This is a genomic window from Nostoc sp. FACHB-280, assembly GCF_014697615.1.
In the GTDB taxonomy this organism is placed as follows: Bacteria; Cyanobacteriota; Cyanobacteriia; order Cyanobacteriales; family Nostocaceae; genus Nostoc_B.
Map to the genome: position 1 here is coordinate 1 of NZ_JACJSD010000010.1, position 15,636 is coordinate 15,636.

A 15,636-nucleotide genomic window follows, 5' to 3' on the forward strand; every position below is an offset into this window, starting at 1 on the left:
GCGCTTCCATCTCCACCTTTTTTTTTAAGCAAACGTCGCAGACGATCTGGACTCAGTTGTACATTCCTGTTTTGAGCCAACTTTGCTGATAACTGCACACTGTTATAGGTACGGGGTTCTACCTCTAAACATTGCTCTAAGTATGCTAAGTCTTCCTCCTGCCATTTACACTTTGCGCCCCTTCCTTGAGCCTCCCATAATCCTCCCAATCCCAAGGTTTCCCAACGCCGCAGTGTTGCTCTTACAGTATGTTCATGACATTCAAAAATTTTGGCAATTGCTGGCACATTCCACCCTTGGGCATTTAATCGAATCATGTGAGCGCGATCTCGTGTTCTCTGTGGAACTGTTGTCGCTTCTCGTAACTGAGCCAGCGTCCTATCTTCTAACTCTGTTAATGCGACTCTTAATGCAGCAGGCATCTGGTACTACCTGTTTTTTGAACTGACTCTATCTTATATTTAATTGCAACCACCTACTTTAGCTCACGCCGCTACGGGCCATTTTATCCAGTTGATGGGCCCATCCCACTACATCGCTATCGCAAACACAAGAAAACTAAAACCGAAGAACGGGCAGACAGGATTGCGGATTTAGCAAAGAAACTGGGTTTGCCAAGGACAGCATTGGACAAAAATGCTGATCTTCAATTTTTGGTGGACAAGTATAAAGAACTTGAGCCGACTGTCACACCTTTTAACGACCCAGACCCATTCCAAGAATTTACATATCCCAGCATAATATTCGCTAAATTGGCGATTTCAGATTATCTAGCGCAGCCGTTGGCCAAATTATCTCCTGAACAAATGGCATTTATTAATGCACTGCTAACTGAAACCCTCAACAAAAAAGTGATTATTGACCTTTCATTGTTCGGGTAGACAAAACAAAACGTTTTTCAAGCTTACCGTTATCACGCTTCAAGTAATACCAAGAAACAGTAACAGGAAACTTTAAACCAAATAGATAAACCTGTTGTCCTTTTTTACGGGTATCTATGTTTGGTGCAAGATGTGAGTATGCACTCTTAATACAAATAAGGATTCGTCTTCGCTTGATAGTCCATACAGTTGATCGCTTCTTCTGTATTGGCGACAGAAGGATGTACAGTACATTTGAGGCGATAGTCATCGGTAAAAAACTGGCACCCAGGACAGGGTATTTGGTGCATTTGTTTGGCTGTAGCGACACTATCTCGTGCTGTACTCCACAAACTCCACGCCACAAGAATCATTAAACCCCATGCCACAACAAAACAAATAGGTACTAAAAATTTTTGCATCCCGTGAATGAGAAATATAATCGCTTCCAACACGGCTAGTCCTGAATAAAAATTAACGCTTAAAAGTTATGTTATCGCAGTGCTTAGGGTCTAGTGCTAAGTCATAAGTAATATTTAGCCTTATTTCAAGCACTGTGAGTTAGCACATTTTAGAATAAAATTTGACTCAAAAACCAAACGCCAGAAATCCGCCATCAACAGCAATACATTGTCCTGTAATGTAAGATGCGGCGGGCATACAGAGAAAAGCTGTAATACTTGCGACTTCTTCGGGTTGACCTACACGCTGCATTGGGGTACGAGAAAGAACTGCATTTAAAGTTTCAGGGTTTTCCAATAGAGGTTCGGTGAGAGGAGTTTGAATAAACCAGGGTGCGATCGCATTAACACGAATGTGATCACTTGCCCATTCTACAGCCAGCGATCGCGTTAACTGCACAAGTGCGGCTTTAGTCATGCCATAAGGTGCGCCAGTGCGAACTGAAATTAATCCAGCCACAGAACTGATGTTGACAATACTGCTGTTTTCACTTGTTTTGAGTAAGGGATAAAACAGTCGAGAAAGTTCAAATATAGAAGTGAGATTAATTTGAAATATCGTCGCAACTTCTTCTGGTGTATAGTCAGTGGCTGGTTTGCGAATATTTGTGCCGACGTTATTTACCAAAATGTCAAGTGTTCCAAAGGTCTTAGTAACGTACTCCTGCATTATTTGACGACCTTCAGAAGTTGCCACATCGGCTGCAACTCCATAAACTTTTCCCAGAGAATGCCAATTATTAATCTGTTGCTCAATTGTTTTAGCATTACGAGCCACAATTATTACTTCTGCACCTAAAGCCAAAAACTCTTGAGCAATTGCTGAACCAATTCCTTTTGTGGCTCCGGTAATTAAAGCTTTACGTCCAGCTAACGTCCAGCGTTCACGAACTGACTGGTGAATCAAGTTTTCCACTGTAGTATTCCTTATTGTCTTGAGATGTTTCTAGACAGATGAATTATGACTATTGAATCCACCTGTCAAGTATTGAAATTATTTATGTATTGCGAAGATCGGTTGCGGTAATGCCTTCTAGTGCCAAACCATAGCCAATGCCTTCATTAACCAAGCGTTTCAACCTTTGAGTCAAGGCAACACGGGTGTATCTTAGATTTAATGTGGGTTGTTTGGCGAGTTTTCTGGCGATTTCCCACGCCCGTTTCATCAGCTTGTCTTGGGGTAATATTTCATTGACAACATTCAGTTCATAAGCTTGTTTTGCTGTCAGTGTTTCTTGAGTCAGTAAAAAGTAGCGTCCGCGAGAAAGACCGAGTACCAAAGGCCAGAGGATATGCACGCCGTCACCGGGTACAATACCTGCATTTAAATGCGGCATATCTTGAAATACAGCGTTTTCAGATGCCAGAATAATGTCAGTTGTCAGAATATATTCACTGTGGAGTAATGCTGCACCATTAACGGCGGAGATCACTGGGACTTCGATATCCAAGAGGTTTTGTAGTACTTTTTTACCTTCCCAATAAGTTTTATCCCACTCACGAGGATTAGTGACATCTCCTAAACTGGCAAAATCGATTTCAGCCATCCAAGCATCGCCAGTACCTGTGAGAATAACAACACGATTATCTCTATCTCGGCTGATGTCGTAGAAAGCATCAGGAAATTCTCGGTGAGTTTTGCCAGTGAAAATTAGCGAACCGCCGTTAGTGTGCATTCTTACTTCGAGAATGCCATTTTCATCCCGGTAGAAATGCAAGTTCTCGTATTTAGTGAAGTACTCAGGTTGATTCAAAGTCATAATCTGTTTGGTGTTGGCATAGCTGTAAATATCCGCAGTTCAATCTATGCTTTTGACACCAGGAATTATTTGATTGAAATCAAGTCTGAGATAATTCTTTATGGTGTGTAATTTTTAGAGTTAGTTGGAAGCAATTTTTTCGGATTCCGCACTTTTCTAAACTCCAGCATGACCTAATGCTAAACCGACAACCAACATTCCCAGCACGAGGAATGGTTGGGCGCTGGCTTGATATTTCACATCATTGGCTAAGGGGTCGCGCAAAAAGTACATATCCTGGAAAGTGATTTGGGGAATGATTAACAATACCAAGATAGCCGCGTATAAATTCTCATGGATACTGACGAGATAAGCAGCCATAAAGCCTTGGAATAAGTCAATCATCAAGACACAAATCCAGGCGGCGGTAGTAACACCAAACATTACTGGTAGTGATTTTAACCCTAATTGGCGATCGCCTTCGACACTTTTGAAGTCGTTGACAATGGCAATCCCCAATCCTGCCAAGCTGTAAATTAAGGTGAGAATCAAAACTTTCCAATTCAGTTCACCAAACAAAGCATGACCAGCCCACCAAGGTAAAGCAATATAACTTGCACCTAAAGCATAGTTACCCAGCCAGCCATTTTGCTTCAGTTTCAAGGGAGGGGCAGAGTAAATGTAAGAAACAAATGAACCGAAAATTGCTAAGACCGCAACGGTCGGAAATTCATGACCAGCCCAGATATCCAGCACGTATGCCAAACCAATCCCCGATACTAACAATACTAAAATCTGGGTAACAACTTGGGGTACAGAAATTGCGCCGGAAGGGATAGGACGGTAAGGTTCATTAATGGCATCAATTTCGCGGTCATAAAAATCATTCATTGTCTGGGTGTAACCCGCCAGCAGCGGCCCCGACAATAACATACAAGCCGCGGCTTTCAAGACATTTTCTAGAGTCCAGGTATAGTTACCAGAGGAAGCCGCACCGCAAACCACGCCCCAAATTAAAGGAATCCAGGTAATTGGCTTCATCAATTGCAGGCGAATTTTCCAAATGGAAGTTTCGCCTGGGGCTGCGCCTTTCATTCCTAGTAGCTGACGAGTTTTGGCGGTACGTTCGTTTGTGGCTACTGTTCCTGCTTCACTAGAATTCTCTATTACTGAGTCTACTGCCTCAGCCGGGTTGGAATTGGGGGGTACGGGAGTTGATTCAGTCATAAGATTATGTATTGGAAAGTATGAAGTATGAAGTATGAAATTTGATAGCGATAACATCAACAGATAATAAAACTCAGACACCGAAAGGCTTTTAAACCTGTCACCTGTCACTTGTCACCTGCCACCTGCTATCCACTTCAGACTTCATACTTCATCCCGGTTTAAAAAGAAATAATCAAATAATTATTTTGGAATTTTGCTCCAGTTACAGGTCTACCAGTCAAGGCTGGTGGTAAGAAGATGTTCCGCCGTTGGTCGCCGGCTTCTACTGTGACTTCTGGCCCTACCTGGGTAAGTTTTACCTGTTTTTTATCAAATCCAGGCAAAAATAAGCGTACTTGACGGTTATGGACATCGATTTCGATGGGTTTGGGTACTTTGCTGGTTTGTTCTGCAAAGTTGGGTAAACCATCTATTAGGGGTTGCCAGTTACCTTGGGTCACATCCGGCACAACATTTACAGATAGCGGTGCAAAATCCGCCGTTAAATCTGCTGTTGTCTGGTCAGCAATTTGGATAACTCCACCTACCGTCAGACCAACTTGTTGTGCGCTTCCCCACAAATAACGAGCAACTGCCACTTCTATGGGGTCATTGGTTGTTACCAAAAAGGCTGCAACTCTTTTGGGGTCAGCCAAAGCCGCTTTACCCTTGTCTAAGAAATCGTTGACTTGGTTGGTGGGTTGAGCAAAGTTATCTGCTGTCCAATTGACGTTGAAAAAACTGGTAATCAGTGGTTGTATTAATGGCGATTCAGAAATTGTCTTGCCTAAATCGGAGTTGACAAACAACTGTCGAAATCGCCGCACATACCAACTGAGAGATTCTGGCAAACCCAACAGCCGCAAAGTAAAAGAATCACCCGTGCCATCGTAAATAATTGCATCATATTTGCCACTGGCATCATATTCACGGATAGCATTTAAGGCGAGGGCGCTGTCCATTCCTGGTAGTGCCACCAGTTCTTGACCGTAAACCTCTTTAAAAATGGGTGTACGGAGGTATTGTGCCTCTAGTTTTTTGGCTTCTTCCCAATTGCGTTCTAAAAGTACAGATGCAGACAACTGTACTACTTGCAAATTAGGAGCGATGTCTTGAGGGTCAGCTGAGAGTGTTGTTTCTAACAGGATAGGTAAAACTGGTTCTGCCAGTCCTGCTAAAAGTACACGCTTACCTTGACTTGCCAATAGTTTAGCTGCGGCGATCGCTACTTTGCTACGTGCGATGCCGCCTTTGCCCAAAAATGTCAATATTAGGGACATTTCGTGATTTCCAATTACCGCCTGTTGTTTCCACTCCAACTTAGCATTAGGCAAATACTCTTAGCTTCCGCCTTGAGTTTGTCCTAGCTACACAGGTTTAATTTCGTCTTCAAAAAACCAAGTGGCGCTATTATCTTCAAACTTCACTACTATGCCAACGCCGCTACCATCAGTCATTTTGTAGCCTTCGATAACGCCGACTTTACCAAGTTTTTGAGCAACTGAGTTGGGTACGCGATCGCGTAGACGATACACCTTAACCTTTTGTCCGATTTCCATGCTGCCTGATTACAATGCAATAAACCAAGTCTCAGTTTAGCGGAATCTGGGACTTATCTGTAACTTCGTTCCACTCCAAATTAAAATTAAATCAACACGCAATCAGGTATCAAACCATGTTTGTCACAGCACAACAGCTAGAACAACAAATGCCCGATGCAACTCGGTTGTTAAGTGATGAGCCGGAAATGGAAACTTCGTTGCATTATGCACAGCTATTACTGTTAGTTACTTGTTTAGAATGGATGTGGCGTGACCAAAATGACTATTTTATTGGTGCAAACCTGACAATATACTTTAGTCGTCAGCAATTACGAAATCGAGATTTTCGTGGCCCAGACTTTTTTTTAGTGAAGGATACGGAAAAGCGCCCCCGCAATTCTTGGGTAGTTTGGGAAGAAGATGGTCGTTATCCTGATTTGATTATTGAATTACTCTCGGAAAGCACAGCTAACATTGATCGGAATTTAAAGAAAAGTCTCTATGAAAACCGATTTCACACACCTGAGTATTTTTGGTTTTCACCCGAAAGTTTAGAATTTGCTGGTTTTGAGTTGATTGGCAATAAATATCAACAAATCGAGCCTGATGGGCGTGGTTGGTGTTGGAGTGAGGTACTTGGCCTGTATTTAGGTGTAGAAAATGCTAAACTTCGTTACTTTACTCCTGAAGGGGACTTAGTGCCAACACCAGAAGAGGCGGCGCTAAATCTTCAACAGCAAGCAATTGCAGCATATCAACAGGCAATTGAGGCACAGCAACAAGCATCTGAGGCACAGCAACAAGCATCTGAGGTACAGCAACAGTTATCTGATACTGAATTAAGATTGCAACAAGAACAGGAGCGATCGCAACGCTTGGCACAATATTTGCGTTCTCTGGGTGTTGACCCAGACACTATGCCTTGAGGTACCAGCAATGTATCAAACTGACCCGCCCCATCCGCCACAAGAAACCATGCCTACAATGTATGATTTACCCAGTGAATTAATCGGGGAATCAGGGTTGCCAGACGAATTTCATTGTATGCAAGCAGATTTATTAACTGAGACTTGTCAATCTGCTAACTATTCATCAGCAGAAATTTTACTGGCAAGTGACTTAAACCTTTACTATGACCCCCGCCATCCATTGTGGTACAAACGTCCTGATTGGTACATGGTTGTAGGAGTACCGACAGCAGAACAACAGCAAGAATTACGTTTAAGCTACGTCATTTGGCAAGAGGGTGTTGCACCATATTTAGTAGTTGAATTACTTTCCCCAGGTACAGAACAAGAAGATTTAGGACAAACACTGCGAGAAGCCAACAAACCCCCGACTAAATGGGAAGTGTATGAGCGAATTTTGCGGGTTCCCTATTATGTCGTCTATGACCGCTACGAAAACAATTTGCGGGTTTTTCAGCTTAATGGTGCTGGTTATGAAGCTATATCTTTGCAAGAGCCAAAATTTTGGTTGAAAGAGTTAGGCTTAGGCTTAGGTCTTTGGCAAGGTACTTATCAACAGACAACGAGTTTATGGTTACGCTGGTATAACACCGTAGGTTGGATACCAACGCTGAAAGAACAAGCCTAACAAGAACGTCAACGGGCTGATAAACTGGCAGAGTATTTAAGATCCCAAGGAATTGACCCAGATAGTATTACTTAAAGCCTCATCCGCTTTAAAATCTAAATTTTAGAATTACATTAAGATAGGTATATTTTTGTAAGCTAAATATAGTGCCTGATTCATTGTATGAATAAATTCCCCTACCAATACTTAATCATCTGTTAGAAATTTAACTTAATAAATTCTTTAATTGGATGATTTGTCTGTAGTTATCCAAATTCAAATATTATCAAAGACTATACATTAGGGGAACTTTCATCTAAAGTTAGGTTCATGGAAGCCAATTAAGTCTGGGTAGTGAGTGAGGTAGCAGAAATTGGTGCAGATCATCCGCAAAAGTCTACGCAAAGCAGGAAAACTGAGGCGTATACTACCTATATCTGAACAATCTTGGGCAAAGTTTGATTTACTGAGAACTTTAGTCAGACGAGATTTAGAAGCGAAGTATAAAGGTTCGGTCTTAGGAAATTTGTGGCCTTTGGTAAATCAGCTATCACAGCTATTAATTTATACTTATGTATTTTCAATTGTATTAAAGGTCAAGCTGCATACTTTAAAAGGCTTACCAGACAATAATTTTACCTTTGGGTTATGGCTATTTGCGGGTTTATTGCCTTGGATAGCTTTTACAGGTGGACTGACGCAGTCTGCTAGTTCTGTAATATCACAGCCAAATTTAGTGAAGAAGGTGGTGTTTCCTTTAGCTTTATTGCCTTTAGTACCAATTTTATCAACGTTTATTGAAAGCTCCCTTGGCGTGATGGCCTTGATTTTTTTTGTGACTTTGACTTCTGGGACTTTACATCCTACGTTGGCACTGTTACCCTTGGTCTGGCTAACACAGTTGATGCTAACAGCAGGCTTGGGTTACTTGAGTGCGGGATTAACAGTTTTTTTGCGCGATATTCCTCAAACATTAGGGGTAATTTTAAATCTTTGGTTGTATGCGACACCAATTGTTTATCCAGCAACCTCTATTCCTGAACAATGGCGGGGTTGGGTGTTTTGGCTAAATCCCATAGCGGCGATCGCAGAAGTCTATCGTGATTTAATTTTAGTTGGGGAGGTGCGACATGGGGCAGAATGGTTTGTATCAAGTGCGATCGCATCTGTGATATTGTGTTGTAGCTTTTTATTTTATAAGCGATTGCGCCCAGCTTTTGCTGATGTACTATAGCACGTTTTCACGTCTAAACATTTAATAGCTGGTATTCACGTAAAATCTACCTTTAATTAGGATGTGCTATTCGTAAGTGTGCAGTGATATGGGTGAAGAAATAGCAATTTCACTAAAGAATATATCGAAATGCTATAAACGGTATGCTCGTCCGGTAGATCGACTCAAGGAAATTTTGCTACCTAGCAAAAGCTATGCTCAAGAGTTTTGGGCATTACAGGACATTAATATAGAAGTTCCTAAAGGTGAAACTTTGGGAATTATTGGTCAAAATGGCTCTGGGAAAAGTACATTACTACAAATTATTGCTGGGACATTAACACCCACAACAGGAGAAGTATTTGTAAATGGAAGAATTTCAGCTTTACTTGAACTTGGTAGTGGTTTTAATCCAGAGTTTACTGGAAGACAAAATGTCTTCTTTAATGGCCAAATTTTAGGTTTAAATAAAGAGCAAATAGAAGCTAAATTTGACGATATTGCTGCTTTTGCAGATATAGGAGATTTTATCGATCAGCCTGTTAAAACTTACTCAAGTGGGATGTTTGTCAGGTTAGCATTTGCTGTTGCAGTTAATGTAGAGCCAGATATTTTAATTGTTGATGAGGCTTTAGCTGTTGGAGATATTAAGTTTCAATTTAACTGCTTTCTTAAGTTCAAAGAATTTCAAGAAAAAGGTATAACAATTTTATTTGTTTCTCATGATAGTAACTCTATTAAAAGATATTGTAACTATGCGTTTATTATGAATAATGGGCGCATTATTTATCAAAATAACCCAAACGATGTCGTTAATTACTATACAAACTTTTTGTTTGCTAGTGAAACAGTAAAAGCTAATGAAGAGTTCACAACAAAGGAAGAGTCAAATCTAAATCATCAAACCTCATTTATGGTTGGTGGTAATTTAGAATATCGCTACGGAGATGGTCGTGGTGAAATAAGTAAATTGTCGATTGAGAATAGTGAAGGAGTTTGTACACAAACTTTTATAACTTGTGAAAAAATCAAAGTGCAACTAGAAATTATTACAAAAGAATTCATAGAATTTCCAGTATTTGCTATGACATTAAAAGATAGTAGAGGTGAAGATATATACGTAACTAATACATATACCCAGAATTTAAATGTGCCAAATCTACCAGCTAACAGTCTAGTTAAAGTGAGTTTTGAACAGTCTATTAATGTTTGTCCAGGTGATTACTTCATATCATTGGGTTTTGTATCTCTAGCGCAAGGGAATATTACTCCCATCGACCGTCGGTATGATGCTGTCCAAATTAAAGTTTTATCATTGAATAATGACCATAGCAGTGGCATAGTTAATTTACAAAGTAAAATTGATTTTAAAATTCAATAATCGAGTTACTTAACTAAATATTTAAGTGAGACTTTTAGAAAAAAGTACAATATAATTTTTATTTGAAAATTTATTATTTTTATGAAGTATCCACAAGATTTTGAGTTGATTGAACAATTTAATGTATGGTTGCCCAAAGCAAGTAATACAAATTTTAACTACTCAGATGGTTCAAATGAAGAAAAATATATAGAGGATTGCATAACTAAAGCCTCGGATCTTAGCTCTCATTCTGCGGAATTAACCAGAGCTATGTGTAATTGGTCTTCTGAGTACCATTTCAGCCCAAAACGTAGCAATTTATTGCGTCCTCTTAAGTTGAATAAATCTAGTGCTGTACTAGAACTAGGATCTGGTTGTGGAGCAATAACTCGTTATTTAGCAGAAAATGTTGGGCGGGTAGTTGCCGTAGAAGGCAGTATGACAAGAGCTAAAATTACATCTTCCCGTTGTAGAGACTTAGGGAATGTTGAAACTATATGTAGTGAATTTCATAAGATAGAATTTGACAAAAAGTTCGATATAGTAACACTAATTGGTGTTTTAGAGTATAGTGGAGTATACATTAAGCATAGTCATCCTTATCAATATGCCTTAGAAATAGCCAAGCAATTTCTCAAAGAAGATGGGGTACTAATTGTAGCCATAGAAAACAAACTTGGTCTTAAATATTTTGCAGGATGCTCAGAAGATCATACAAGTGTGCCATTTGATGGAATAGAAGGTTACAGCAGTGGTAGTATGCTGAAAACCTTTGGCAAGCTAGAGTTGCAATCTTTGTTAAACACATCTGGTTTTGCCTATACTGAGTTTTTCTATCCATTTCCTGATTACAAATTACCTGATGTAATAATGAGAATTGACAATAAAGATACTAATTCTTTATTGCTGAAAAAGCCTTTCTTATATAATTGGTTAAATTATAATAATAACCGAGATTACAATAATAATAAAATAGAATTATTTAATGAATTTTTAGTTGCTAAACAGTTAGAAATTAATGGGTTACTATCACAAATGAGTAACTCATTTCTCATATTAGCAAGTAATCACGAAAAAAATCTAAATCAACACTTTGACGCAGAAAAAATTACGTGGAAATATAATGTTCTAAGACGTAAAGAGTTCATGACTGAAGTAAATCTAGTCAAGGACATAAAAAATAACTCTCTGTTATTACAGCGTCAACCCATATATCCTGAGTTATCAGAAAGCTCCCAACATATCTATACAAATATCAAGCATACTGCTCAAGAAGTTTCTAGCTTTATAGATGGCGAAACTTTGATCGAGAAAATTATATTAGCTATCCGCTATAGCTCCACCAATAATTCAAATGCTTTCACCACTGCTATTCAAATATGGTATAAATTTTTAGTTAAAGAAGCATTGAGCCTATTAGGTAGCGAAGATGAAATACCTGGAAGTTATGTAGATTGTACACCTTGGAATCTGATTATTACTGTTGATGGAGATATACACTATATAGACAGAGAATGGAATTTCTTAGAAAAACTTCCCCTTAAATATATATTATTTAGAGGTACTCTCTACACTTATCATAACCTTTATAAATGGTTAGAAAGTAGCTTAGATAGCACAAATAAATGTGATAGTTTTGAAAAATTTTTAAGGTACTGTTTAGGATTAATTCAAGTAAATCTAACTCATGAAGAAATTACTTACTTTTGGCAATTAGAGTATGAACTAACTCAGAAAGTAAACCTAAATTCTGATATGAGTTTTGATAAGTTCTTTACTACCTTTAATTTAATTAATAGTTCTGAGCTTATAACTACGAAGATTAACCGTTTAGAAGCTCAATTACAGCAAACTCAAGTAGAATTAGAGCGATCGCAGTCTCAATTGCAACATACAAAGTCTCAACTGCAAGATAAACAGTATGAATTAGAGCGATCGCAAATCATGATTGCAGCAATGGAAAGTAGTACATTTTGGCGAATACGAACAGTATGGTTTAATTTTAGACGTGCTATTGGTTTCGTCAATCCCAATGTTTCTTTCCGCCAAAGCTTATTATCAAGAGCAAAATATCTGTTGGCTATTTTTCGAGCTAAGGGATTCAGCTACGTATTTTATAAAATACTCAAAAAAATATTCTTAAAGTTTAATTATGCACTAAACTCTGTTTTAGCGTTACCAGGTGTTCCTCATGCTAACGACAGTGATTATCAGAGGTGGTTGAACATAAACTACCCCACTCAAGATGCTTTAAAAAAGATATCTGCACAGGTAGATTTATTAGCTTACAAGCCTGTCATTAGTATTGTAATGCCTGTTTTTAATACGCCTGCAAAGTTTTTGCGGGAAGCTATTGATTCAGTTTTAAATCAGGCTTATCCATATTGGGAGTTATGTATTGCTGATGATGCTTCCACAGATAATCAAATCAGACAAATGCTTGAAGATTACTCATCAAAAGACTCTCGGATAAAAGTTGTCTTTAGAAATGAAAACGGTCATATTTCGCGTTGTTCTAACTCAGCGTTAGAGCTTGCTACTGGTGAATTCATCAGTTTGCTTGATCATGATGATATTCTAACTCCTGATGCCCTATATGAAGTTGCTCTGTTGCTCAATCAGCATCCAGATGCAGATATGATTTATTCTGATGAAGATAAAATGGCTGAAAATGGGAAACTTCAAGATCCATTTTTTAAACCAGATTGGTGTCCTGACTCATTTTTATCTCGAATGTATACCTGTCATCTAGCCACTTATAGACGGGAATTAGTAGAAAAAATTGGTGGTTTTAGAATAGGTTATGAAGGCAGCCAAGATTATGATTTGGTTTTGAGGTTAACAGAAAAAACAACGCGAATCTTTCACATACCCAAAATCCTATACCACTGGAGAATTCATCCTCAATCTGCTGCAAGCAAAGCTGATCAAAAGCCTTACGCTGTGATAGCAGCAGAAAAAGCATTAGCAGATGCACTTGTTAGACGAGGTGAAGATGGGAGAGTTACAGAAGCTAAAAGCCTTGCAGGACATCACATAATCCGATACACAATTAAAGACTATAAACTTGTCAGTATTATTATCCCCACAAGAGATTTGGGTAATACTTTAGACAAGTGTCTAACATCTATTTTTGAAAAAACAACTTACCCAAATTACGAAATTATTCTTATAGACAATGGTAGCCAGGAAGAAAATACGTTTAGGATTTTTTCTAAATGGCAACAAAAAGAACCCAACAGATTCCAATGCCATCGTCTAGATATCCCTTTTAACTACTCCAGGATTAATAATTATGCTGTAAATCAAGCCAAGGGAGATTACTTACTGTTTTTGAACAATGACATCGAAGTAATTACACCTGACTGGATAGATGCAATGGTTGAACAAGCTCAAAGACCATCTATAGGAGCTGTTGGAGCCTTACTTTTATATCCTGATAATACCATTCAACATGCTGGCGTAGTTATGGGTATTGGTGGAGTGGCTGGCCATAGTCATAAAAATTATTTAAGTGATTCACCCGGCTATTTTGATCAAATCGCAACTGTAAATAACTATTCAGCTGTGACAGCAGCTTGTTTAATGTGCAGACGAGAAGTTTTTGAAGCAGTAGAAGGTTTTGAAGAAAAACTTGCAGTTGCTTTTAATGATGTTGACCTATGTTTAAAAATTGTTGAAAAAGGTTACAGAAACATCTATTTGCCACACGTTATGCTATATCACTATGAATCTAAAAGCCGAGGTTACGAAGATACACCCGAAAAGCAAGCAAGGTTTCTCAAAGAAACAGAGTATATGCAAAATAAGTGGAAAAAGTTTATTGACTACGATCCCTGTTATAGTATTAACTTGACATCTAACAACGAAGATTACAGCATAAATATTTGATCCATTTGTAATTAAATAAAGCTAGTTTAATATGCTAAACATTAAATTTATATAAATAAAATTAGACTAGAAAAAAATGAAATTTTTGAAATCTATTTGGACTCTATGTTTAATATTAGCCTTATTTAAGTTATGGCTGACCAGCCATCTGCCTATTATAGCTTCCTATGGGGGGCATGATAACTTGAGATATATACAGCAGGCTTGGGAGATATTTAATTTCAAGCCTCCTTTTCATTACGATCAATACGTTCTCATGAGGCAGCCAGGATATCCATTCTTGATTCGCTTAAGCCATATATTAGGCTTTTCATTAAGATTTTCCCAAGAATTGTTGTATATATCATCTGGGTTTTTCTTGGCTTGGTCTTTTTATCGTTACTATAAAAATAAGTTAATTGTATTTATTTTTCTCACATTACACATTTTACTTCCAGCATCATTTTTTTTGAATAGAGAAACTCTACAAGAATCATTATATTTACCTCTGACAATCTTTATTATATCTTGTCTTATTCACTTACTAAATCAGCCATTTACATCTAAAAATTTTATATTCTGGTCTGGTTGTTTAGGGTTAGGTCTCGCTTGGTTTTATAATACAAGACCTGAAGGTATATTAATAATTCCAAGTGTTGGTGTCATGTGTATCCCTTTATTCATTAAGGCACTGCGCTTTGAATTTAATAAGCGAAATGTTTTTAGGTATTTACAAATTTCCCTATTATCTATTTGTCTTCCAGTTATTTTTATCACTTCATCTATTTGTTTAACTAATTATTTTAAATTTGGACTATTTGCTGTTGATGACTTGACATCACCAGGTATCAAAGCTGCTTATGCTCAACTTACTAGCGTTAAGCATGAAAAGTGGAGACGTTTCGTACCTGTGCCAGAAGAAACTAGACTTAAAATTTATGATGCGAGTCCAAGTTTCAAAAAGCTATCGGTGTATTTAGAGCAACAAGGAAAGGTATGGATGGTACCGGGTTGTAGAACATTAAACATCTGTGATGATTACCCTGGAGGATGGTTCTTGTGGGCATTTCGTGACGCTGTTGCTTATGCTGGTCAATATAAATCTGCTCCGGAAACTGAGCTTTTTTATAAGCAAATGGCATTTGAAATTAAGTCTGCTTGTTTGTCAGAAAAACTTTCATGTAGCAATAATTATTTAGCATTACCAACTCTTAGCATAGAAGGACGTGATGAATATATCAAACCTTTTTTAAAAAGTTTTAGCAAAATAACTCAAAAATTAGTCAATGAAATTTTAATACTGAATCTAACAAATGGAGAAGAAAATTTAGCTCATAGGAAAAAGTTTTATGAAAAAGTCACTAGGGAACCATTTGATTTTATAAAATATCGTAACACTGCATTTAATCAGTTAAAAGATAAATTTATTTACTGGATAGCTGAAGTATATAAGTTTTGTTTTCCTGTAATATTAGTAACATCACTAATTAGTTTATTATTAGCTCACACTAATGGTATAACTTCTAAAAAAGTGTCCTTGAGAATTCCATTAATTATAGTTATAACTATGCTACTAACTATGATAATGCGAATAACACTTATTGCTTATATTGACACAACAAGTTTCCCAGGAGGTTTCCGATATGTTTGGAATATTGTTCCTTTACTATTGATGAATATAGCTATTGGTATGTCGTATTTTTATGAAATATTTTCTATCAAAAAAATATTAATAAAGTTCAATCAAATTAGATTTTTATTCTGATAAAATCTGAGAAATAGCATCATTAATCAAGGAAAATTAT

Annotated in this window: 13 protein-coding genes and 1 pseudogene; 7 read left to right on the plus strand and 7 right to left on the minus strand. The window is 37.8% G+C overall.

The window, feature by feature from the left end; all coding sequences use genetic code 11:
• On the minus strand, nucleotides 1-422 hold a 422-nt coding region (locus tag H6G75_RS09425), incomplete at its 3' end, for a helix-turn-helix domain-containing protein (protein ID WP_190979688.1).
• A gap of 204 nt (nucleotides 423-626) precedes the next feature.
• On the opposite strand from H6G75_RS09425, the gene H6G75_RS32935 reads away from it, so the two are divergent.
• Nucleotides 627-881 carry a hypothetical protein gene (locus H6G75_RS32935; protein ID WP_242051494.1) on the plus strand — a complete coding sequence of 85 codons (255 nt, stop codon included), beginning with the start codon at nucleotides 627-629 and terminating at the stop codon, nucleotides 879-881.
• 146 nt (nucleotides 882-1,027) lie between these two features.
• Here H6G75_RS32935 and H6G75_RS09435 read toward each other — a convergent pair whose 3' ends face one another.
• From H6G75_RS09435 to H6G75_RS09460, 6 genes are all read right to left on the minus strand, one after another.
• On the minus strand, nucleotides 1,028-1,315 hold the full coding sequence (locus H6G75_RS09435; RefSeq protein WP_190979689.1) for a hypothetical protein: 288 nt from the start codon (nucleotides 1,313-1,315) through the stop codon (nucleotides 1,028-1,030).
• A 133-nt stretch (nucleotides 1,316-1,448) separates the two neighbouring features.
• Nucleotides 1,449-2,237, minus strand: a complete 789-nt coding sequence (locus H6G75_RS09440; RefSeq protein ID WP_190979690.1) for an SDR family oxidoreductase — start codon at nucleotides 2,235-2,237, stop codon at nucleotides 1,449-1,451.
• A gap of 82 nt (nucleotides 2,238-2,319) precedes the next feature.
• On the minus strand, nucleotides 2,320-3,081 hold the full coding sequence (locus H6G75_RS09445; RefSeq protein ID WP_190979691.1) for an enoyl-CoA hydratase/isomerase family protein: 762 nt from the start codon (nucleotides 3,079-3,081) through the stop codon (nucleotides 2,320-2,322).
• A gap of 156 nt (nucleotides 3,082-3,237) precedes the next feature.
• Entirely contained in the window at nucleotides 3,238-4,287 is a 1,050-nt protein-coding gene (gene chlG, locus H6G75_RS09450) for a chlorophyll synthase ChlG (protein WP_190979692.1), read from the minus strand.
• Between the two features lie 161 nt (nucleotides 4,288-4,448).
• A complete protein-coding gene (locus tag H6G75_RS09455) occupies nucleotides 4,449-5,549 on the minus strand; it encodes an ArsA family ATPase (RefSeq protein WP_190979693.1) in 1,101 nt (366 codons plus the stop codon).
• An 87-nt stretch (nucleotides 5,550-5,636) separates the two neighbouring features.
• On the minus strand, nucleotides 5,637-5,828 hold the full coding sequence (locus H6G75_RS09460; RefSeq protein ID WP_062293192.1) for a DUF2862 domain-containing protein: 192 nt from the start codon (nucleotides 5,826-5,828) through the stop codon (nucleotides 5,637-5,639).
• 116 nt (nucleotides 5,829-5,944) lie between these two features.
• Between H6G75_RS09460 and H6G75_RS09465 the strand changes: the two genes are divergently transcribed.
• From H6G75_RS09465 to H6G75_RS09490, 6 genes and pseudogenes are all read left to right on the plus strand, one after another.
• A complete protein-coding gene (locus H6G75_RS09465) occupies nucleotides 5,945-6,736 on the plus strand; it encodes a Uma2 family endonuclease (RefSeq protein ID WP_190979694.1) in 792 nt (263 codons plus the stop codon).
• A gap of 10 nt (nucleotides 6,737-6,746) precedes the next feature.
• A pseudogene (locus tag H6G75_RS09470) lies at nucleotides 6,747-7,481 on the plus strand (Uma2 family endonuclease).
• Nucleotides 7,482-7,770: 289 nt separating this feature from the next.
• A complete protein-coding gene (locus tag H6G75_RS09475) occupies nucleotides 7,771-8,619 on the plus strand; it encodes an ABC transporter permease (RefSeq protein WP_190979832.1) in 849 nt (282 codons plus the stop codon).
• 88 nt (nucleotides 8,620-8,707) lie between these two features.
• Nucleotides 8,708-9,979, plus strand: coding sequence for an ABC transporter ATP-binding protein (locus H6G75_RS09480; RefSeq protein WP_190979695.1), 1,272 nt, complete (start codon nucleotides 8,708-8,710; stop codon nucleotides 9,977-9,979).
• Between the two features lie 81 nt (nucleotides 9,980-10,060).
• Nucleotides 10,061-13,852: a glycosyltransferase gene (locus tag H6G75_RS09485; RefSeq protein WP_190979696.1), complete on the plus strand. Its 3,792-nt coding sequence runs from the start codon at nucleotides 10,061-10,063 to the stop codon at nucleotides 13,850-13,852.
• A gap of 76 nt (nucleotides 13,853-13,928) precedes the next feature.
• A complete protein-coding gene (locus H6G75_RS09490) occupies nucleotides 13,929-15,596 on the plus strand; it encodes a hypothetical protein (protein WP_190979697.1) in 1,668 nt (555 codons plus the stop codon).
• Nucleotides 15,597-15,636: the final 40 nt, after the last annotated feature.

Coding starts and splice junctions, on each gene's coding strand:
- H6G75_RS09485 (WP_190979696.1), top strand. CDS start 10,061: ATGAAGTATCCACAAGATTTTGAGTTGATTGAACAATTTAATGTATGG.
- H6G75_RS09460 (WP_062293192.1), bottom strand. CDS start 5,828: ATGGAAATCGGACAAAAGGTTAAGGTGTATCGTCTACGCGATCGCGTA.
- H6G75_RS09480 (WP_190979695.1), top strand. CDS start 8,708: ATGGGTGAAGAAATAGCAATTTCACTAAAGAATATATCGAAATGCTAT.
- chlG (WP_190979692.1), bottom strand. CDS start 4,287: ATGACTGAATCAACTCCCGTACCCCCCAATTCCAACCCGGCTGAGGCA.
- H6G75_RS09445 (WP_190979691.1), bottom strand. CDS start 3,081: ATGACTTTGAATCAACCTGAGTACTTCACTAAATACGAGAACTTGCAT.
- H6G75_RS09490 (WP_190979697.1), top strand. CDS start 13,929: ATGAAATTTTTGAAATCTATTTGGACTCTATGTTTAATATTAGCCTTA.
- H6G75_RS09455 (WP_190979693.1), bottom strand. CDS start 5,549: ATGTCCCTAATATTGACATTTTTGGGCAAAGGCGGCATCGCACGTAGC.
- H6G75_RS09465 (WP_190979694.1), top strand. CDS start 5,945: ATGTTTGTCACAGCACAACAGCTAGAACAACAAATGCCCGATGCAACT.